Annotated in this window: 18 protein-coding genes; 6 read left to right on the forward strand and 12 right to left on the reverse strand. The window is 70.5% G+C overall.

Translation table 11 applies throughout. The features are described from left to right. Positions 1-3 precede the first annotated feature (3 nt). From BEK98_RS19630 to BEK98_RS19645, 4 genes are read right to left on the reverse strand one after another with little or no spacing between them, the layout of a single operon-like run. On the reverse strand, positions 4-417 hold the full coding sequence (locus tag BEK98_RS19630; RefSeq protein WP_094217891.1) for a Fur family transcriptional regulator: 414 nt from the start codon (positions 415-417) through the stop codon (positions 4-6). Between the two features lie 60 nt (positions 418-477). Next, a complete protein-coding gene (locus BEK98_RS19635) occupies positions 478-1,380 on the reverse strand; it encodes a metal ABC transporter permease (RefSeq protein ID WP_094217892.1) in 903 nt (300 codons plus the stop codon). Continuing rightward, complete coding sequence (locus BEK98_RS19640; RefSeq protein ID WP_094218244.1) at positions 1,380-2,126, reverse strand: metal ABC transporter ATP-binding protein; 747 nt, start codon at positions 2,124-2,126, stop codon at positions 1,380-1,382. The genes BEK98_RS19635 and BEK98_RS19640 overlap by 1 nt, the downstream gene beginning before the upstream one ends. Positions 2,127-2,173: 47 nt before the next feature. Further along, positions 2,174-3,130, reverse strand: a complete 957-nt coding sequence (locus tag BEK98_RS19645; RefSeq protein WP_094217893.1) for a metal ABC transporter substrate-binding protein — start codon at positions 3,128-3,130, stop codon at positions 2,174-2,176. A 163-nt stretch (positions 3,131-3,293) separates the two neighbouring features. Here BEK98_RS19645 and BEK98_RS19650 point away from each other — a divergent pair, with 163 nt between their 5' ends. Further along, entirely contained in the window at positions 3,294-4,676 is a 1,383-nt protein-coding gene (locus BEK98_RS19650) for a glycine--tRNA ligase (RefSeq protein ID WP_094217894.1), read from the forward strand. A gap of 88 nt (positions 4,677-4,764) precedes the next feature. On the opposite strand, the gene BEK98_RS19655 is transcribed toward BEK98_RS19650, so the two are convergent. Continuing rightward, positions 4,765-5,877: an endonuclease/exonuclease/phosphatase family protein gene (locus tag BEK98_RS19655; RefSeq protein WP_094217895.1), complete on the reverse strand. Its 1,113-nt coding sequence runs from the start codon at positions 5,875-5,877 to the stop codon at positions 4,765-4,767. A 195-nt stretch (positions 5,878-6,072) separates the two neighbouring features. Between BEK98_RS19655 and BEK98_RS19660 the strand changes: the two genes are divergently transcribed. After that, positions 6,073-6,684, forward strand: coding sequence for a LysE family translocator (locus BEK98_RS19660; protein ID WP_094217896.1), 612 nt, complete (start codon positions 6,073-6,075; stop codon positions 6,682-6,684). Between the two features lie 29 nt (positions 6,685-6,713). Here the strand turns inward: BEK98_RS19660 and BEK98_RS19665 are convergent, their stop codons facing one another. Further along, a complete protein-coding gene (locus tag BEK98_RS19665; protein WP_094217897.1) occupies positions 6,714-7,379 on the reverse strand; it encodes a DUF4097 family beta strand repeat-containing protein in 666 nt (221 codons plus the stop codon). Between the two features lie 238 nt (positions 7,380-7,617). Here BEK98_RS19665 and BEK98_RS19670 point away from each other — a divergent pair, with 238 nt between their 5' ends. Continuing rightward, positions 7,618-8,349, forward strand: a complete 732-nt coding sequence (locus BEK98_RS19670; protein ID WP_094218245.1) for a GbsR/MarR family transcriptional regulator — start codon at positions 7,618-7,620, stop codon at positions 8,347-8,349. A gap of 6 nt (positions 8,350-8,355) precedes the next feature. Here BEK98_RS19670 and BEK98_RS19675 read toward each other — a convergent pair whose 3' ends face one another. After that, positions 8,356-9,408: a chitinase gene (locus tag BEK98_RS19675; protein ID WP_094217898.1), complete on the reverse strand. Its 1,053-nt coding sequence runs from the start codon at positions 9,406-9,408 to the stop codon at positions 8,356-8,358. Positions 9,409-9,584: 176 nt separating this feature from the next. Between BEK98_RS19675 and BEK98_RS19680 the strand changes: the two genes are divergently transcribed. Next, positions 9,585-10,595, forward strand: coding sequence for an aldo/keto reductase (locus BEK98_RS19680; RefSeq protein ID WP_094217899.1), 1,011 nt, complete (start codon positions 9,585-9,587; stop codon positions 10,593-10,595). 25 nt (positions 10,596-10,620) lie between these two features. Continuing rightward, positions 10,621-11,208, forward strand: coding sequence for a TetR/AcrR family transcriptional regulator (locus BEK98_RS19685; RefSeq protein ID WP_094217900.1), 588 nt, complete (start codon positions 10,621-10,623; stop codon positions 11,206-11,208). Here the strand turns inward: BEK98_RS19685 and BEK98_RS19690 are convergent. From BEK98_RS19690 to BEK98_RS19705, 4 genes are all read right to left on the reverse strand, one after another. Then, on the reverse strand, positions 11,201-12,322 hold the full coding sequence (locus BEK98_RS19690) for a PQQ-dependent sugar dehydrogenase (protein ID WP_094217901.1): 1,122 nt from the start codon (positions 12,320-12,322) through the stop codon (positions 11,201-11,203). The genes BEK98_RS19685 and BEK98_RS19690 overlap by 8 nt on opposite strands. 127 nt (positions 12,323-12,449) lie before the next feature. Continuing rightward, on the reverse strand, positions 12,450-13,595 hold the full coding sequence (locus BEK98_RS19695; protein ID WP_094217902.1) for a serine hydrolase domain-containing protein: 1,146 nt from the start codon (positions 13,593-13,595) through the stop codon (positions 12,450-12,452). A gap of 81 nt (positions 13,596-13,676) precedes the next feature. Next, a complete protein-coding gene (locus BEK98_RS19700; RefSeq protein WP_094217903.1) occupies positions 13,677-13,901 on the reverse strand; it encodes a hypothetical protein in 225 nt (74 codons plus the stop codon). 113 nt (positions 13,902-14,014) lie between these two features. After that, complete coding sequence (locus BEK98_RS19705; protein WP_094217904.1) at positions 14,015-15,442, reverse strand: MFS transporter; 1,428 nt, start codon at positions 15,440-15,442, stop codon at positions 14,015-14,017. 101 nt (positions 15,443-15,543) lie between these two features. Between BEK98_RS19705 and BEK98_RS19710 the strand changes: the two genes are divergently transcribed. Further along, positions 15,544-16,428, forward strand: a complete 885-nt coding sequence (locus tag BEK98_RS19710) for a helix-turn-helix transcriptional regulator (protein WP_094217905.1) — start codon at positions 15,544-15,546, stop codon at positions 16,426-16,428. Between the two features lie 67 nt (positions 16,429-16,495). Here BEK98_RS19710 and BEK98_RS19715 read toward each other — a convergent pair whose 3' ends face one another. Continuing rightward, a complete protein-coding gene (locus BEK98_RS19715) occupies positions 16,496-17,947 on the reverse strand; it encodes an MFS transporter (RefSeq protein WP_094218246.1) in 1,452 nt (483 codons plus the stop codon). Positions 17,948-17,953: the final 6 nt, after the last annotated feature.

Raw genomic sequence — 17,953 nt, forward strand, 5'->3', positions numbered from 1 at the left:
CGCTCAACGCTTGGCGGCGCACTCCGCACAGGTACCGAAGATCTCCACGGTGTGCGCCACGTTGACGTAACCGTGTTCCGCGGCGATCGCCTCGGCCCACTTCTCCACCGCCGGGCCCTCCACCTCCACCGCCTTGCCGCAGCCGCGGCAGACGAGGTGGTGGTGGTGTTCGCCGCTGGAGCAGCGGCGGTAGACGGACTCGCCGTCGGAGGTGCGCAGGACGTCGACCTCGCCGGCGTCGGCGAGGGTCTGGAGGGTGCGGTAGACCGTGGTCAGGCCGACCGAGTCGCCCTTGTGCTTGAGCATGTCGTGCAGTTCCTGCGCGCTGCGGAACTCGTCGACCTCGTCGAGGGCCGCCGCCACGGCTGCGCGCTGCCGGGTGGAGCGGCCCTTCACAGGCGGTCCAGCGGTCGTCACCGTCGTCTCCTCACGTCTCGCGTCTGCCCGGGCCATTGTGCCAGCCCGGGCTGTGCGCGGTCAGACGCCGACCTCGTCGCCCGCCCCCCGCGTGACCGGGATCGAGCACTCGGCGGGGTCGCCGGCGGGCTGTGCCGCGGCGGCCGCGCGGGCGCGTCGGCGGGCCAGGGGGGTGGCCAGGGCGGTGAGGACGACGAACGCTCCGATGGTCAGCAGGACGATCGTCGCACCGGGCGGAACGTCCTGGTAGAACGAGGTGACCGTGCCGCCGATGGACACGGTGACGCCGATCGCGACGGCGATCGCGAAGGTCGCGGCGAAGCTGCGGGTGAGCTGCTGCGCGGCGGCGACCGGTACGACCATGAGCGCGGAGACCAGGATCAGGCCGACCACCCGCATGGCGACGGTCACCGTGACCGCCGCCGTGACGGCGGTGAGCAGGTTCAGGGCGCGCACCGGCAGCCCGGTGACCCGCGCGAACTCCTCGTCCTGGCTGACCGCGAAGAGCTGGCGGCGCAGTCCCAGGGTCACGGCGACCACGAACGCGGCGAGGATCATGATCGCGGTCACGTCCGAGGGGGCGACCGTCGACAGCGAGCCGAACAGGTATGACATCAGGTTGGCGTTGGAGCCGCCCGGCGCGATGTTGACGAACATGACGCCGCCGGCCATGCCGCCGTAGAAGAGCATCGCGAGGGCGATGTCGCCGCGTGTCTTGCCGTACCAGCGGATCAGTTCCATCAGGACCGAGCCGAGGGCGGAGACGGCCGTGGCCATCCACACCGGCGAGGCGTTCAGCAGGAAGCCGAGGCCGACGCCGGTCATCGCCACGTGCCCGATGCCGTCGCCCATCAGGGGCTGGCGGCGCTGGACGAGGTAGATGCCGATCGCGGGCGCGGTGATGCCGACCAGGACGGCCGCGATGAGCGCCCGCTGCATGAAGGCGTAGTTCAGGAGGTCCATCAGCTCAGCAGTCCCGTGCGGATCGGTTCGGCGCCCGCGGGTGCGTGCGGGTGTACGTGGTCGTGGCCGGGCAGGGCGTGCTGGCCGACCGCCCGCGGGGGCGGGCCGTCGTGCAGGACGCAGCCGTCGCGCAGGACGACCGCCCGGTCGATCAGGGGCTCCAGCGGGCCCAGTTCGTGCAGGACCAGCAGGACCGTCGTACCGGCCGCGACCTGTTCGCGCAGCGTGCGGGCGAGCACCTCCTGGCTGGCCAGGTCGACGCCCGCCATCGGCTCGTCCATGATCAGCAGCTGGGGCTCGGCGACCAGGGCGCGGGCGATCAGCACCCGCTGGTGCTGGCCGCCGGAGAGCGCGGTCACCGAGTCCTTGGCGCGGTCCGCCATGCCGACCAGCTCCAGGGCGCGCTGTACGGCCGCTCGGTCCGCCTTGCGGAAGACGCCGAAGCGGGTGCGGGCCAGGCGGCCCGAGGAGACGATCTCCGTGACCGTGGCCGGGACGCCGCCCGCGGCCGTGGTGCGCTGCGGTACGTACCCCACGCGCGCCCAGTCCCGGAAGCCGCGGCGCGGGGTGCCGAACAGCTCGATCGTGCCGCCGCTGACCGGCACCTGGCCGATGATGCTGCGCACCGCCGTCGACTTGCCGGAGCCGTTCGCGCCGAGCAGCGCGACGACCTCACCGCTGCGCACGGTGAGGTCGATGCCGCGCAGGACGGGGCGCGAGCCGAGTTCCGCGGTCACACCGCGCATGGCTATGACGGGCTCGCCCACGGTGTCGTCCTCCGTCTCTGTGCCGGTCACTTGGTGCCCAGGGCCTGCTGGAGCGCCTTGAGGTTGGCCTCCTGGACCGAGAAGTAGTCCTTGCCCCGGGACTTCTCGGTGATGCCCTCGAGCGGGTCGAGGACGTCCGTCTTCAGGCCCGCGTCGCCGGCGATGGTCTTCGCGGTCTTGTCGCTGACGAGCGTCTCGTAGAAGACGGTGGTGACGCCGTCGGCCTTGGCCATCGTCTCCAGGTCCTTCACGCGCGCGGCGCTGGGCTCGGACTCAGGGTCGAGGCCGTTGATGGCCTCCTCGGTGAGGCCGTAGCGCTCGGCGAGGTAGCCGAAGGCGGCGTGCGTGGTGATGAAGACCTTGGTCCTCGTGTTCGCGAGGCCGTCCTTGAACTGGGTGTTCAGGTCGTCCAGCTTCTTGACCAGGGCGGCGGTGTTCTTCTTGTAGTCGGCCGCGTGGTCCGGGTCGGCCTTCTCGAAGGCCTTGCCGACGCCCTCGGCGACCTGGGCGTAGCGCACCGGGTCGAGCCAGATGTGCGGGTCCCTGCCGCCGGCCTCCTCGCCCTTGTGGGTGTCGTGCGCGGCCGCGTGGCCGCCGACCTCGTTGCCGTGCTGCTCCAGCGTGGTCAGGGAGGCCGCGTCGATCTTCGTCTTCACCGGGGACTGGGCCACCGCGTCGTCGACGGAGGGCTGGAGGTTCTTCAGGTACAGGACCGCGTCGGACTCCTGGAGCCCCGCGATCTGCTGCGGGCTGATCTCCAGGTCGTGCGGTTCCTGGCCGGGGGAGGTCAGCGTGGTGACGTGGACGTGGCTGCCGCCGATCTGCTCGGCGAGGAAGGTCAGCGGATAGAACGACGCGACGACGTCGAATTTGCCCGTGTTGCCCGCGGCGCTCGCGCCGGAGCAGGCGGTGAGGGTGGCGAGGCCGAGGGCGGTGACCGCGGTCGTCGCCACCGCGGGTATGAGCTGTCGTCGTACGTTCATGACAGTCATTTTCAACAAACATGGAAACCGTTGTCAACAAGGCTGGTGAGGGCCCCAAGACAGGGGGGCCGATTTGGCCGTGGGGGAGCCTGCGCCGGTAACCTGAATCATTCGCTGGAAGCATCTCGCTTCAACGCCCGTCGTCGTTAATGAAGAGAGCACCGTGGCCGCCGACAAGATCGACACCATCGTCAGCCTGAGCAAGCGCCGTGGCTTCGTTTTCCCCTGCAGTGAGATCTACGGCGGACAGCGTGCCGCCTGGGACTACGGACCGCTGGGTGTCGAGCTCAAGGAGAACATCAAGCGCCAGTGGTGGCGCTACATGGTGACGTCGCGCGAGGACGTGGTCGGTATCGACTCGTCCGTCATCCTGGCCTCCGAGGTCTGGGTCGCCTCCGGCCACGTCGCCACCTTCACGGACCCGCTGACCGAGTGCACCTCGTGTCACAAGCGGTTCCGTGCCGACCACCTGGAAGAGGCGTACGAGGAGAAGAAGGGCCACGCCCCGGCGAACGGCCTGGCCGACATCAACTGCCCGAACTGCGGCAACAAGGGCCAGTTCACCGAGCCCAAGCAGTTCTCGGGTCTGCTCTCCACCCACCTCGGCCCGACCCAGGACTCCGGTTCCGTCGCCTACCTGCGCCCCGAGACCGCCCAGGGCATCTTCACCAACTTTGCCCAGGTGCAGACCACCTCGCGCCGCAAGCCGCCGTTCGGCATCGCGCAGATGGGCAAGTCGTTCCGCAACGAGATCACGCCGGGCAACTTCATCTTCCGCACCCGTGAGTTCGAGCAGATGGAGATGGAGTTCTTCGTCAAGCCGGGCGAGGACGAGACGTGGCACGAGTACTGGATGGAGCAGCGCTGGAACTGGTACACCGGCCTGGGTCTCCGGACTGAGAACATGCGCTGGTACGACCACCCGAAGGAGAAGCTCTCCCACTACTCCAAGCGCACCGCCGACATCGAGTACCGCTTCCAGTTCGGCGGCAGCGAGTGGGGCGAGCTGGAGGGTGTCGCCAACCGCACCGACTACGACCTGGGTGCGCACTCGAAGGCGTCGGGCCAGGACCTCTCCTACTTCGACCAGGAGGCCCAGGAGCGCTGGACTCCGTACGTCATCGAGCCCGCGGCCGGTGTCGGCCGCACCATGCTGGCCTTCCTGCTCGACGCCTACGTCGAGGACGAGGCGCCGAACGCCAAGGGCAAGATGGAGAAGCGGACGGTGCTGCGCCTCGACCACCGTCTGGCCCCGGTGAAGGTGGCGGTTCTGCCGCTGTCCCGCAACCCCGAGCTGTCCCCGAAGGCCAAGGGTCTCGCCCAGGCGCTGCGCCAGCACTGGAACATCGAGTTCGACGACGCGGGCGCCATCGGCCGCCGCTACCGTCGCCAGGACGAGATCGGTACGCCGTTCTGTGTGACCGTCGACTTCGACACGCTCGACGACAACGCGGTGACCGTGCGTGAGCGGGACTCGATGAAGCAGGAACGCGTGTCGCTGGACCAGATCGAGGGGTACCTGGCCAGCCGACTGATCGGCTGCTGAGGCCTGCGGCGCTTCACCTGAATCGCCCACCCACCACCCGACTCGGTCGGCTGGTGGGTGGGCGTTCTGGTTCACCGGTCCAGGTCGTCTACAGGTCCAGGTCCACGTACAGCGCCGCGTGGTCGGAGGCGGCGTTGCCCTTCGACGTCACGGTGTCGAAGGACTTGATGCCGTCCGCGAAGATTCCGCGGGTCTCCACACCGACGTGCTGCACCTCGGGCCACAGCGACGGCGGGAGCAGCAGGTAGTCGATCTTGTCGTCCTCGCGGCTGCAGTCCCCGTGGGTGCCGGGCACTCCGCGATAGGAGTGGTGGCTCATCACGTCACGCAGACCGGTTTCCCCCAGCTCCACGGCAGGCGCGCTGTTCGGGTCGTCGTTGAGGTCTCCGGCGACCATGACGTGCGGGGTGCGCTCCAGCGCGGCCTGGTAGATCTCCGCGACCCGCCTCGCCTGGGCCAGCCGCAGCTCCGGGTTGTCCTGGAACTTGCTCTTGAGATGGTTGCCGAGGATCACGAGCGGGGACCCGTCGAGCTGGATCTCGAACTCGGGACAGTCGCGGCTGAAGAGACGGTTCTCGGGGTGTTCCGGATCGGTGTCGAAGATGTGGGTCCGCACGGTGGTGATCGGGTGCCGGCTGAGGATCCCGATGTCGATGCCCCGGGGGTCGTTGCCGTCGATCAGCAGGTTGTAGGGGTACGGCCGCCTGCCGAGCGCCCCCTCCAGGATCTGCTTGTTGAAGCGCTCCAGGGTGAGCCGGTCCTCGACCTCCACCGTCAGCAGGATGTCGGCGTCGACCTCGGAGACCACCCGTCCGGTGTTGCGCACCACGTCCAGATCGAGGTCGTCCTGCCCCAGTTCGACCCAACCGGCCCACCCGGAGCGGCCCTTGGCGAGGAACTCGATGGTGGTGTCCTTCCCCGACCCGTGCGTCCTGAACAGCCCGGAGCCCTCGCCCGGGCGGGACTGGTTCACGAAGATCGACGGCGGGTCCTTCGGGTCGACGGCGTACGCCCGGTACTTCAGGATGAGCCGGGTGATCTCCGTCTTGTCCGTTTCCTGATACACCGGCAGGTCGAGGAGAGCGACCAACTTGTTGAAGTCGCTGAGGACTTCCTCGCTCTTGGCCGGGTTCGAGAGGCGGAACGCCGTGGGCCGGCGGAAGAGGTTCTCCATGTTGAAGGTGGCGATACGGATGCTCATCGCGGGCCTCCTCGGCGGCGCAAGAGCACCGCACGGCCGACGGCAGGCGCCGCCTGAAAGACTGCTCGCCGACAACTCCCATTCTCCGAGCACCGCTGAACGGTGTCCAACGGAGCCGGCTTCCCGGAATTGGTCCTCCATGAAGGCGGGGGATTGGCCCTGTCCGGGGATCGGCCGGGTCAGCAGGGTGGCGGCATGAGTCTCGCCTTTCTGCTGACCACCCTTGTCGTCGTCGCCACCCCGGGTACCGGTGTCGTCTACACCCTTGCCGCCGCCCTGTCCCACGGCCGCCGCGCGAGCGTGGTCGCCGCGTTCGCCTGTGCGCTCGGGATCGTGCCGCACGTGCTCGCCACCGTCACCGGGCTCGCCGCGCTGCTGAACGCGAGCGCCGCCGCCTTTCAGATCGTCAAGTACGCCGGTGTGGCGTATCTGCTCTACATGGCGTGGGCGACGCTGCGGGACAAGGAGGCGCTCGTCGTCGAGCAGGACAGCGGGCCCCGGTCGGCGGGGCGGGTGATTGTCCGGGGCGTGCTCATCAATCTGCTCAATCCCAAGCTGACGATCTTCTTCTTCGCCTTCCTGCCCCAGTTCGTCAGCCCCGACGAGCCGCACGCGCTCCCGCGCATGCTGGGCCTGAGCGGTGTCTTCATGCTGCTGACCTTCGTCGTCTTCGCCCTGTACGGGGTGCTGGCCGCCTCCGTACGCAGCCACGTCACGTCCCGACCGAGGGTCATGACCTGGCTGCGGCGGAGCTTCGCGGGTTCCTTCCTCGCGCTCGGTACCAAGCTCGCGTTGACGGCTCGGTAGCGGCGGCTCGACCTTGACGACAGCTGCCTTCAGAGGCTGCGGGCGGTGATGTCGCCGGCGGAGGTGGTGGCCCGGATGTCGAGTTCGGCGGTGCCGTCGTTCTTGAGGGCGTTGCTGACGCGGCCGTAGGCGGTGCCCGCGTCCAGGGTGGCCGAGACACCGGCCGTGGCGCCGACCGTGATGTCGCCGGACTGGGTGCGGAGCACGACCGTGCCGCGTACGGCCTCGGCGATCCGGATGTCGCCCCGTGCGGTGCTGATCTCCGCGGGGCCGCCCAGCCGGCCGACCTCGACGTCGCCGTCGGTCGCGGTGAGGCGGACGCTCGCGGCCTCGTCGATCTTGATCTGGCGGTACGCGCCTTCGAAGACGACGTCGCCGAGGCGTCCGACACCGCGCAGCTCGCAGCTGGCGGTCTTGGCCTCGACGCGGGAGCCGGCGGGCAGTTGGACGGTGACCTCCACGGATCCGGAGGGGCCGAAGAGCTGGTTGCCGGGGGTCGGGGCCGCGATCCGCAGGACGCCGTCGGCGTAGGAGACGGTGATCTCCTCGGCGGCCTTGGTGTCGCGGCTCTTGGCGGGGTTGGCGGGCCGGACCTCGACGGTGGTGTCGCCGCGGTCGGCGGCGATGAACTGCACGCGTCCGGCGGGGATGTCCAGGACGGCGGAGATCGCGGCGGGGGTGTCGAACTTCTGCATCGTGCTCTCCCGTGTTCGTGCGTGGTTTCTGACAACGGAAACGCTACGTTGCTTTCCATGTTTCGACAACGCACTTGTTGCACCGAATTGACATCTGTGCAGGTGAGAGTAGAGAAACTGTTGCAACGGCCTTGGGCGGTAATGCAACGGCCCTCTCCTTGTCGTTGCAATGGATGAGGAGTGAACGCTATAGTGGGGGGATCAGGGACCGTCGCGAAGAATGACCGAGGAGACCGCGATGCCGGGAGGCAGGCTCACCCAGCAGGACCGCCAGCAGATCGCGCTGGGGCTGGCCGACGGCCTCCCCTACGCCGAGATCGCCCGACGCCTCGACCGTCCGACCTCGACGATCACTCGTGAGGTGATGCGCAACGGCGGCCCCACCGCCTACCGCGCCGACCTCGCCCACCGCGCCACCGAACGCCGCGCCCACCGACGCGGGCCCGCCGCCTCCCGAGGGCCGGAGTCGGTCGCCCAGCCGCACGGACGCGACGCCGAGGCCGTGCGCGAGTACGAGGAGACGCTCACCACCGTCTTCATGCAGTCGGGTACGCCCAAGATGATGGCCCGGGTGCTGGCCTGTCTCTGCATCAGCGACGCGGCCAGCCTCACCGCGTCCGAACTCGTCCAGCGTCTCCAGGTCAGCCCGGCGTCCGTCTCCAAGGCGGTCGCGTTCCTCGAAGAGCAGGGTCTCGTCCGCCGGGAGCGCGACGAACGCCGCCGCGAGCGCTACTTCGTCGACGACGACGTCTGGTACCAGTCGATGATGGCCAGCGCCCGCGGTACCGCCCAGGTCGCCGAAACCGCGCGCCAGGGCGTCGCCATCCTCGGCCCGCACACCCCCGCCGCCACCCGCCTGGAGAACATCGGCCGCTTCCTGGACTTCGTCAGCGAGAGCATCACCCGCGCCGCCGAACAGGCCCGCGAAGTCCTCCACACCAAACCCGGGGAATCGCGGGGTTCCAGCTGAGCGGGCTCAACGGCCCTGCAGTGCCTTCACGTTGTCGCCGAAGGTCCAGTTCTTCGAGCCGTCCCAGTTGATCGACCAGGTCATCAGGCCCTTGAGTGAGGTGCCGTAGTGCTTCCAGGCCTGGGAGACCAGGGACGGGGTCATGTAGCCACCGCCCGCGCCCGACTGTGCCGGCAGCCCCGGCACCTGCTTGTCGTACGGCACCCTGATCGTCGTACCCTGCACGACCAGGCCCTTGTTGAGGCAGTCGGTCTGGGCGGTGAAGCCCGCGACGGTGCCCGCCGAGTAGGAGTCGCCGGAGCAGCCGTACATGCTGCCGTTGTAGTACTGCATGTTCAGCCACCACAGGCGGCCGTTGTCCGCGTACTTCTTGATGATCGGCAGGTACGCGCCCCAGATCGAGCCGTAGGCGATGCTGCCGCCGGTGACGTAGGCGGTCTCCGGGGCCATGGTGAGCCCGAAGTTGGACGGCATCTGTGCCAGCACCCCGTCGATGATGCGGATCAGGTTGGCCTGGGACGTGGACAGTTGGGCGATGTTCCCGCTGCCGACCAGGCCCGTCTCGATGTCGATGTCGATGCCGTCGAAGTTGTACTTCTTCAGGATCGGGACGATCGTCGCCACGAACCGGTCGGCGACCGCGCTGGAGGAGAGGTCGATGCCGGCCGCCGCGCCGCCGATCGACAGCAGGATCGTCTGGCCGGACGCCTTGGCCGCGCACATCTCGGCGGGCGTGGCCACCTTCACGCCGCTGTCCATGCCGTCCTCCCACAGGGCCGTGCCGTCCGAACGGATGACGGGGAAGGCCGCGTTGACGACGTTGTAGCCGTGCGCGGGGATGCGGGAGTCGGTGATGGGGGTCCAGCCGAAGGGCGGGTGGACGCCGTTGGCCGAGCCGTCCCAGTTCTCCCAGTAGCCCTGGAGCACCTTGCCGGTCGGGCGGGACTTCACGGCACAGGTGTCGGCGGCCGAGGCGGTGGGGGCGGCGGCGATCGCGAGCGGGGCGAGGACGGCCGTGGTGAGCGCTGCGGTGAGCAGCCTGAGCGTGCGGCGGAGCATGCGGAGCCTCCCGGTGGGGTCGGGGTGGGTGCATACAGGTGTCGTAGGCATGACAGTGCATGTGGTCCAGACCTCTCGTCAATAGGTCTGGACCAAGCCGTGACGCAGGGGGTGTGCTGACAAGTATGGACTGACAGATATTGAAATCTGTCAGCTGTCATGCCAAGCTGGAGGACATGACGATGCGAACCCGAACCCTCGGAACCACCGGCCCCCAGGTCTCCGCCCTCGGCCTCGGCTGCATGGGCATGTCCGCGCTGTACGGCGACGCCGACCGCGCGGAGTCCGTCGCGACCATCCACGCCGCCCTGGAAGCGGGCGTGACCCTGCTGGACACCGGCGACTTCTACGGCATGGGCCACAACGAACTGCTGATCGGCGAGGCCCTACGCACCGCTCCCGCCGCCCGGCGCGAGCAGGCGCTGGTCAGCGTGAAGTTCGGCGCCCTGCGCGGCCCCGACGGCGGCTGGACCGGCTACGACGGCCGCCCCGCCGCGGTGAAGAACTTCGCCGCCTACTCCCTGCAGCGCCTCGGCGTCGACCACATCGACGTCTACCGGATCGCCCGCCTCGACCCCGACGTGCCGATCGAGGAGACCGTCGGCGCGATCGCCGAACTGATCGAGCAGGGGTACGTGCGGCACGTCGGCCTGAGCGAGGTCGGCGCCGAGACCATCCGGCGGGCCGCCGCCGTCGCGCCGATCGCGGACCTGCAGATCGAGTACTCGCTCATCTCCCGCGGTATCGAGGAGTCGATCCTGCCGACCACCCGTGAGCTGGGCATCTCCGTCACCGCGTACGGAGTCCTCTCCCGCGGCCTGATCTCCGGCCACTTCTCCCGCGACCGGCAGCTGGCCGCGAACGACTTCCGCGCCTACTCGCCCCGCTTCCAGGGCGACAACCTCCAGCACAACCTGAGCCTCGTCGACGCGCTCCGCAAGATCGCCGAGCAGAAGGGCGTGACGGTCGCGCAGATCGCCATCGCCTGGGTGCTCTCCCGCGGCGAGGACATCGTGCCGCTGATCGGCGCCCGCACCCGCGAGCGGCTGGACGAGTCGCTGGGCGCGCTGGACGTGACCCTGGACGAGGCCGACCTGACGGCGATCGAGCAGGCCGTGCCGGCGGACGCGGCGGCCGGCGACCGCTACCCGACCGCCGCCATGGCCCACCTCGACAGCGAGCGCTGACCAGGGCGCCGGGTACGGTCTAGCCATGGCACCGCCCACCGAGACCCTGACCGCCGAGCGCATCCTCGAAGCGACCGAGGAGGTGCTGCGCCGCCACGGCCCGGCCAAGGCCACCGTGGTCGACGTGGCCCGCGCGCTCGGCGTCAGCCACGGCAGCGTCTACCGGCACTTCCGCACCAAGGCGGCGCTGCGCGAGGCGGTCACCAAGCGGTGGCTGGACCGGACCTCGGAGAAACTCGCCGTCATCGTCGCCGGGGACGGCACCCCCGAGGACCGGCTGCGGGCCTGGCTGGCGGCGCTGTTCGAGGCCAAGCGGCACAAGGCGGGCGACGACCCCGAGCTGTTCGCCACCTACACGGTGCTGACCGACGAGAGCGGCACGGCGGTCGGCGAGCACCTCGCCGACCTGACCTCCCAGCTGACCCGGATCATCCAGGACGGCGTCACCGCCGGCGCCTTCACCGCGCCCGACCCGGCCGCCACCGCCCGCGCGGTCTTCCAGGCCACGGGCCGCTTCCACGACCCGGGCTACGCACGCGAGTGGCAGCAGCCCGGAGTCGAGGAGGAGTTCACCGCGGTGGTGGACCTGCTGCTGCGCGGTCTGCTCACCTGACGGTGACTTTGAGGATCCTGTCGAGCTGGTAGCCGTTCCGGGCGGTGGCGAGCCAGAGTTCGTTCGCGCCGGGGACCTTGACGAGGGCGCGGAGCTTTCCGTAGGCGCCGCTGTAGAACGAGGTCAGCTTGCCGACGCTCTTCCCGTCGGCGTTGATCGGCAGCCGCCACAGCCGCGCTCCGCGGATCGTCGACGCGTAGACGGCGTTGTCGACGACGGCCAACTGGGCGGGCACGCCTCCCTCGCCCGGCTTCCACACCGCCTTGGGGCCGGTCATCCCCGCGGTGGAGCAGGCCCCCTCGCAGGTGGGCCAGCCGTAGTTGGCGCCCGGCTGGACGAGATTGAGTTCGTCCCAGGCGTCCGCGCCGATCTCGGACTCCCACAGCCTCCCCCGGGCGTCCCAGGCGAGACCCTGGGGGTTGCGGTGGCCGAGGCTGTAGACACGGTTGCCGAACGGGTTGCCCGGCGCCGCGGCGCCGGTCCTGGTGATGCGCAGGATCTTCCCGTTGAGCGAGTTCCTGTCCTGCGCCAGGGCACCTTGGCGGGCCTCGCCGGTGGTGACGTACAGGTATCCGTCGGGGCCGAAGGCGATGCGGCCGCCGTTGTGGTCGCCGCCCCGCTTGATTCCGCCGAGGACGACGGTGTAGCCGCTGAGCGAGGTGCCGTCGAAGCGCATCTTCGCGACCCGTGTGTCGGCGGCGGCGGTGTGGACGAAGAACACGTCCTGATCCGTCGTCCCGTTCCAGGTGGGGGAGGGGGTGACGCCCAGCAGTCCGCCGTTGCCCACGCCGGCGCTAGCGGTGCCGTTGACCGTGTTCGGCACCGTGCCCACCTTCTTGCGGGAGCCGTCGCGCCCCTGGAGCCACACCGTGTGGTTGTGACGCTCCGTCACCAGCGCCTTCTGTCCGTCGGGCAGGAAGGAGATGCCCCAGGGCTCCGACCACCCGGCGGACAGGGTGGAGACGGCCGACGGCGCGGTCCCGTCGGCCGGGGCCTGAGCCGCCCCGGCCGCCGGTGCCCACTGCACGGCGCAGACGGCGAGGAGGGCGGTGGCGGTGGTGAGGGCGGCTACGCCCGGGCGGACACGATGCGCCGAATGCGCGAAGCGTGACATTCTGCTCCCTTTTCTGGCGAGATGCGGGGCAATGGCCATTGGAGTATCGAAGGCCCGTGGAGACGCGGGCCACTTGAACTCCCCCAACCGGCGGCCCCGGTTTCCCCGCACGGACGACGGCCCGGCCCTAGCCGCCCGCCGCACACCGCCAGAAGTCCCGCATCAACGGTGTCGGTGTCGGGTCGGCCATGCCGACCTGGGTGAGGAGCAGTGCGATCGTGCCGGTGGCCGGGACGAGGTGGGCCGTGGTGCCGGTGCCGCCGACCCAGCCGTAGCGGCCGGGTACGTTCCAGGGGTCGCACGGAGTGACGTCGACCTGGCCGCCGTAACCCCAGCCCTGGCCCTCCAGGAAGAGGCGGCCGATCTCCCGCTGGTGGGCGCTGAGGTGATTGCTCGTCATCCGGCTCACCGAGGTGGGCGACAGCAGCCGCCGACCGTTCGCCTCACCGGCACCCAGCAGCATCCGGGCGAAGGCCAGGTAGTCGTCGGCCGTCGAGACGAGCCCCCCGCCGCCGGACGGGAAGGCGGGGACCCGGCTCCACTCGCCGCCCGGGGTGTCCGCGACCTCCAGGGTGCGGCCTGCGCCCCGCCGGTAGTACGTGGTGAACCGGTCCCGCTCGGCCGCCGGCACCTCGAACGCCGTGTCCGTCATGCCCAGCGGCTCGAAGATCCGCTCGGCCAGGAACTCCGGGAGGCCCCGGCCCGACACCCGCGCGATCAGCACACCCTGCAGATCGGAGCAGGTGCCGTAGAGCCAGGCCTCGCCCGGCTGGTAGAGCAGCGGCACCCGCGCCAGGTCGGCCAGCCAGACGTCCGGGGCCGGGTAGGCCTGTGGGGCGCGGCCGTCCTTCTGGACCTCGAACAGCGCCCGCACCGCCGGCAGGGCGAAGTCGGAGGGGAAGCCCCAGCCGGCCCGGGAGGAGAGCAGGTCCTCGACCGTGATCGGACGGGCCGCCGGCACCAGGTCGTCCAGCGGACTCGCGGGCGTCCGCACGGCCATCGGCTTCGCCAGCTCCGGCAGCCACGCGTCCACCGGATCGTCGAGACCGATCCGGCCCTCCTCCACCAGCATCAGCACCGCCGCCGCGGTCACCGGCTTGGTGATCGAGGCGATCCGGAAGAGCGAGTCCCGGGCCATGGGTGACTCGCCCCCGACGTCCGCATGGCCGACGGCCACCACCTCGACCTCGTCCCCGCGGGCGACCAGGGCCACCGCGCCGGGCACGGTCCCGTCGTCCACGTACCGGCGCAGGGTGTCGTGCAGTGCGGTCATGGTCCTGGGCCCTCCGGTCAGCCGTCGTCGTCGTACGTACGACTCCTGCCGCCGCCGGAAGTCATCGCCCGTACCCGGACGTCAGCGGGACGGCTGCCGGGTGGCCGCCGGGTCCACCGTCGCCTGATGGGCCTCGGCCAGATGCTCCTCCGCCTTCAGCCAGGGCAGGAACTGGGCGCCCTTGCGCCAGCCGCAGGTGTCGCACTTGATCGTGCGCTGCACACCCGTGCGCTGCACCCGGACCACGTGCTCCCGGCCGTGCTGGTCCCACCGGCTGACCTTGCTCGTGCTGTTGTCCTGCGGCATGACGCCTCCCTGCGTCGGGCACACCTCGACCACACCTCGACGGCAGGAGTGTGCAGCAGGACCAACATCGACAGGGGGTCATTCACAGCGAGTTGGCCAAGCCGTGTCCCGGCTCAGCCGACCGTGCGGGGCAGCCGCAGGCTGAGCAGGCCGGTCAGGACGATCCCGGCCAGCTGCACCAGCAGGGTGATGACCAGCGCGTCCCGCATGCCCAGGTGCGGGACGAGGGTGAGGAAGAGGGTGCCGAGGGTGGCCACGCCCAGGGCGAGGGCGGACTGCTGCGTGGTCACCATCACACCGCTGCCGACGCCCGCCCGGGCCGGCGGCATCTCGGACATCACGATCCGCATCACGTTGGGGAGCTGGAGTGCCTGCCCGGCACCGGCGACGGCCACGCCCGGCAGCAGCGAGACGAGGTCCAGGTGCGGCCAGTCCCGCCACGCGGCGAGGACGATCAGCAGCACGCCCACGCCCTGCAGGACGGAGCCGGCGGTGACCACCCGGGTGCCGTACCGGGCGATGAGGCGCGGCCCGGCGAGCGAGACGAACAGGAACACCACGGCCATCGGCGCGAGCGCGAGCCCCGCCCGCACCGGCCCGAGCCCGGCCCCCTGCTGCAGCGCCAGCGCGATGACGAACATGAACCCGCTGAAGCCGATCGAGAACGGCAGCATCAGCACCAGCCCCCGCCGCAGCGACGCCAGCGCGAACAGGCTCGGCGGCACCAGCGGGGTCCGCCCCTGCCGGTCCGCCCGCCGCTCCACCGCGTAGAACGCGGCCGCGGCGATCGGGAACGCGGCCAGCGACAGCCACGTCCACAGCGGCCAGCCCGCCGCCCGTCCCTCGGTGAGCGGGGCGAGCAGCGTCAGCAGGGACACCGCGAGCAGGACGGTGCCGGGCCCGTCGACCGGCTCCGGGCGCTGCGACCGGGTCTCCGGTACGAACCGCACGGCCAGCACCAGCCCCAGCAGCACGACCGGCACGTTGACGAGGAAGATCGCCCGCCACCCGCTCCCGGCGAGGTCCGCGGCGACCAGCACGCCGCCCAGGATCTGCCCCGCCACCATCGACAGCCCGGCCGTGGCGCCGTACAGACTCATGGCCTTGGCCCGCCGGCCGCCGCTCGTGGCGGCCTGGATGGTGGCGAGCACCTGCGGCAGCATGGCCGCCGCCGACGCGCCCTGCGCGACCCGCGCCGCGACCAGGCTCCAGGCACCCGGTGCCAGCCCGCACGCCAGCGAGGTCAGCCCGAAGGCGGCCATGCCCCCGAGGAACAGCCGGCGCCGCCCGAACAGGTCCCCGAGCCGCCCGCCGAGCACGAGCAGCACGGCGTAGGCGACCCCGTACCCGGCCACGACCAGTTCGAGCACGGCCTCACCCGCGGCGAGATCGGCACCGATGGTGGGCAGGGCGACATTGACGATGAAGAAGTCGACCAGCGGCAGCGCCGCGGCCAGCAGCACGGTGAACAGCCCCGGCCCGCTCAGCACAGGGGATACCGCCCGGGCACGGACGGCAGAAGTCGTGACGGTCTCTGTCATGCCTCCGAGCCTGCGCGCGCCCTCAGACTGGTACCAGAGTCTTCTTGTCCTGGTACAAGAACCACCTGGAAACAGCTTCAGCGCGGAGGCACCCTGTACGTATGACCACCATGGCCCAGGAGACCGCCGCCCCGGTGACGCGAGGTTCGGAGATCCGCCGGCACGAGCTGGCCGCCTTCCTGCGCAGCCGGCGTGAGCGCATCGCCCCCGAGCAGGTCGGGCTGCCCCGCGGCACCCGGCGCCGCACCCCCGGCCTGCGCCGGGAGGAGGTCGCCCAGCTCTCCGCGGTCGGCGTGACCTGGTACACCTGGCTCGAGCAGTCCCGCGACATCCAGGTCTCCGTGCAGGTCCTGGACGCCCTGGCCCGCACCCTGATGCTGGACGCCAGCGAGCGCGCCCACCTCTTCCAGCTGGCCGGCGCCACCGACCCGACCCCCGCCGCGAGCTGCCCCAGCGTCACCCCGGCCCTGCGCGAGGTGCTCCGCGCACTGGAGCCGATCCCCGCCTGCATCCAGAACAGCCGCTACGACATCGTCGCCTACAACCGCACCTATGCCCTCCTCCTGGGCGACCTGGACGAGGTCCCGCCGGAGGACCGCAACTGCATGCTGCTCGCGTACACGAACAGCGACTGGCGCGCGGCGATCGTGCACCGCGAGGAGACCCTGCGGCTGATGGCCGCACGCCTGCGCGCCTCCATGGCCGGCCACCTCGGCGAGCCCGCCTGGAAGATGCTCCTCAAGCGCCTGGAAGCGGAGTCCCCCGAGTTCCGCGAGAACTGGGAGCGCTACGAGGTGGTGGGCACCCGCACCAAGACCAAGGAGTTCCTCAACCCGTACGTGGGCCTCCTGATCCTGGAGCACACGGATCTGTGGCTGGGGCCGGAGGCGGGGGCCCGGATGGTGACGTACAGCCCGAAGAACGAGGAGACACGAGAGCGCCTGGAGAAGCTGCACGACATAGCAAAGGGCAAGCTGACTCCCTAAGGGGCGCGGGGCTGTATCAATTTGCGGCTCCGCCGCGTGGGCGCGACCAGCCACGAACCACCCGCAGCTAGGCCCGCTCAGCAGCCCCCACAACCTGTCGCACCTCAGCCGACTCCAACTTCTCGGCCGTACGCTCAGCAGTCCCCCGAGCCCACCGCCCACTGGTGACAAAGCCCAGCACCAGCACGGCCAGCCCACACCCCGTAAGCACCCACCACCCGGGCCGGGCGGCCGAAACGAACACGTCCCCGTACGACGACGAGCCGATCCCGGCAGCAAGCACCGCTCCCACTATCGCCACCCCCAACGTCTGCCCCAACTGCCTGCTGGTGGAGGCAACCGCAGCCGCGACCCCCGCCTGAGCCCGCGGCATCCCCGACACCGCCGTGTTCGTGATCGGCGCGTTGACGAACCCGAACCCGATCCCGAACAGCACATACCCGGCGAACAGCGTGGCATTGGATGTCTCCGCCTCGAACGCGGCGAACAGCACCCCAGTCGCGGTCATCGCGGCGCCTGCCACCAGCAACGGCAACCGCGGCCCCCGGCTGCCCACCAGCCGTCCGGACAGCGGCGCGCACAGGAAGCACGGCGCGGCCATCGGCAGCATCCACAGGCCCGCGTGCAGGGCGTCGAGGCCGCGCACGTTCTGCAGGTACAGCGTGGACAGGAACAGGAAGCCGCCCAGCGCGGCGAACGCGCTGATCGCGATCACGGTGGCCCCGCTGAACGGAGCGGAGCGGAAGAAGCGCAGGTCGATGAGGGGTTCGGCGCGCCGGGGCTCGTACCGGAGCAGCGCGAGCAGAGCGGCGCAGGCCACCACGGCGAAGGGGACGACCGTGCCGGGGCCCGAGTCCGGGGCCTCGATGATCGCGTAGGTCAGCGAGCCGAACAGGGCGATCACCAGCACCTGGCCGACCGGGTCGGGGCGGCGGGCCCTGGGTGCTCGGGACTCGGGGACGAAGCGCAGGGTGAGCAGCAGGGCCGCGAGGCCGACCGGGAGGTTGACCCAGAAGATGGAGCGCCAGCCGACCGACTCCACGAGCAGGCCGCCGGCCAGCGGTCCGGCCGCCATGGAGATGCCGACCACACCACCCCAGACGCCGATCGCGCGGGCGCGCTCGCGTGGGTCGGTGAAGGTGTTGGTGATGATCGACATGGCGACCGGGTTGAGCATCGAGCCGCCGACCGCCTGGACCATGCGGAAGACGACCAGCAGTTCCAGGTTCGGCGCGAGCGAGCACAGCAGGGAGCCGATGGAGAAGACGACCAGGCCCGCCATGAAGACCTTCTTGCGGCCGATCCGGTCGGCCGTGGAGCCCGCGAGCATCAGCAGCGAGGCCAGTACCAGGGTGTAGGCGTCGATCGTCCACTGCAGGCCGGAGGTGGGGGCGTCCAGGTCGCGCTGCACCGAGGGCAGCGCCACGTTCAGGACGGTGTTGTCGAGGCTCACGATCAGCAGGCTCATGCAGCAGATCGCGAGCACGAGCAGACGTCGGCGGTGGCTCAGCTCGGGCATGGGGCC

The organism is Streptomyces diastatochromogenes, assembly GCF_002242805.1.
In the GTDB taxonomy this organism is placed as follows: domain Bacteria; phylum Actinomycetota; class Actinomycetes; order Streptomycetales; family Streptomycetaceae; genus Streptomyces; species Streptomyces diastatochromogenes.

Coding starts and splice junctions, on each gene's coding strand:
- BEK98_RS19635 (WP_094217892.1), bottom strand. CDS start 1,380: ATGGACCTCCTGAACTACGCCTTCATGCAGCGGGCGCTCATCGCGGCC.
- BEK98_RS19640 (WP_094218244.1), bottom strand. CDS start 2,126: ATGCGCGGTGTGACCGCGGAACTCGGCTCGCGCCCCGTCCTGCGCGGC.
- BEK98_RS19645 (WP_094217893.1), bottom strand. CDS start 3,130: ATGAACGTACGACGACAGCTCATACCCGCGGTGGCGACGACCGCGGTC.
- BEK98_RS19655 (WP_094217895.1), bottom strand. CDS start 5,877: ATGAGCATCCGTATCGCCACCTTCAACATGGAGAACCTCTTCCGCCGG.
- BEK98_RS19660 (WP_094217896.1), top strand. CDS start 6,073: ATGAGTCTCGCCTTTCTGCTGACCACCCTTGTCGTCGTCGCCACCCCG.
- BEK98_RS19665 (WP_094217897.1), bottom strand. CDS start 7,379: ATGCAGAAGTTCGACACCCCCGCCGCGATCTCCGCCGTCCTGGACATC.
- BEK98_RS19670 (WP_094218245.1), top strand. CDS start 7,618: ATGCCGGGAGGCAGGCTCACCCAGCAGGACCGCCAGCAGATCGCGCTG.
- BEK98_RS19675 (WP_094217898.1), bottom strand. CDS start 9,408: ATGCTCCGCCGCACGCTCAGGCTGCTCACCGCAGCGCTCACCACGGCC.
- BEK98_RS19680 (WP_094217899.1), top strand. CDS start 9,585: ATGACGATGCGAACCCGAACCCTCGGAACCACCGGCCCCCAGGTCTCC.
- BEK98_RS19685 (WP_094217900.1), top strand. CDS start 10,621: ATGGCACCGCCCACCGAGACCCTGACCGCCGAGCGCATCCTCGAAGCG.
- BEK98_RS19690 (WP_094217901.1), bottom strand. CDS start 12,322: ATGTCACGCTTCGCGCATTCGGCGCATCGTGTCCGCCCGGGCGTAGCC.
- BEK98_RS19695 (WP_094217902.1), bottom strand. CDS start 13,595: ATGACCGCACTGCACGACACCCTGCGCCGGTACGTGGACGACGGGACC.
- BEK98_RS19700 (WP_094217903.1), bottom strand. CDS start 13,901: ATGCCGCAGGACAACAGCACGAGCAAGGTCAGCCGGTGGGACCAGCAC.
- BEK98_RS19705 (WP_094217904.1), bottom strand. CDS start 15,442: ATGACAGAGACCGTCACGACTTCTGCCGTCCGTGCCCGGGCGGTATCC.
- BEK98_RS19710 (WP_094217905.1), top strand. CDS start 15,544: ATGACCACCATGGCCCAGGAGACCGCCGCCCCGGTGACGCGAGGTTCG.
- BEK98_RS19715 (WP_094218246.1), bottom strand. CDS start 17,947: ATGCCCGAGCTGAGCCACCGCCGACGTCTGCTCGTGCTCGCGATCTGC.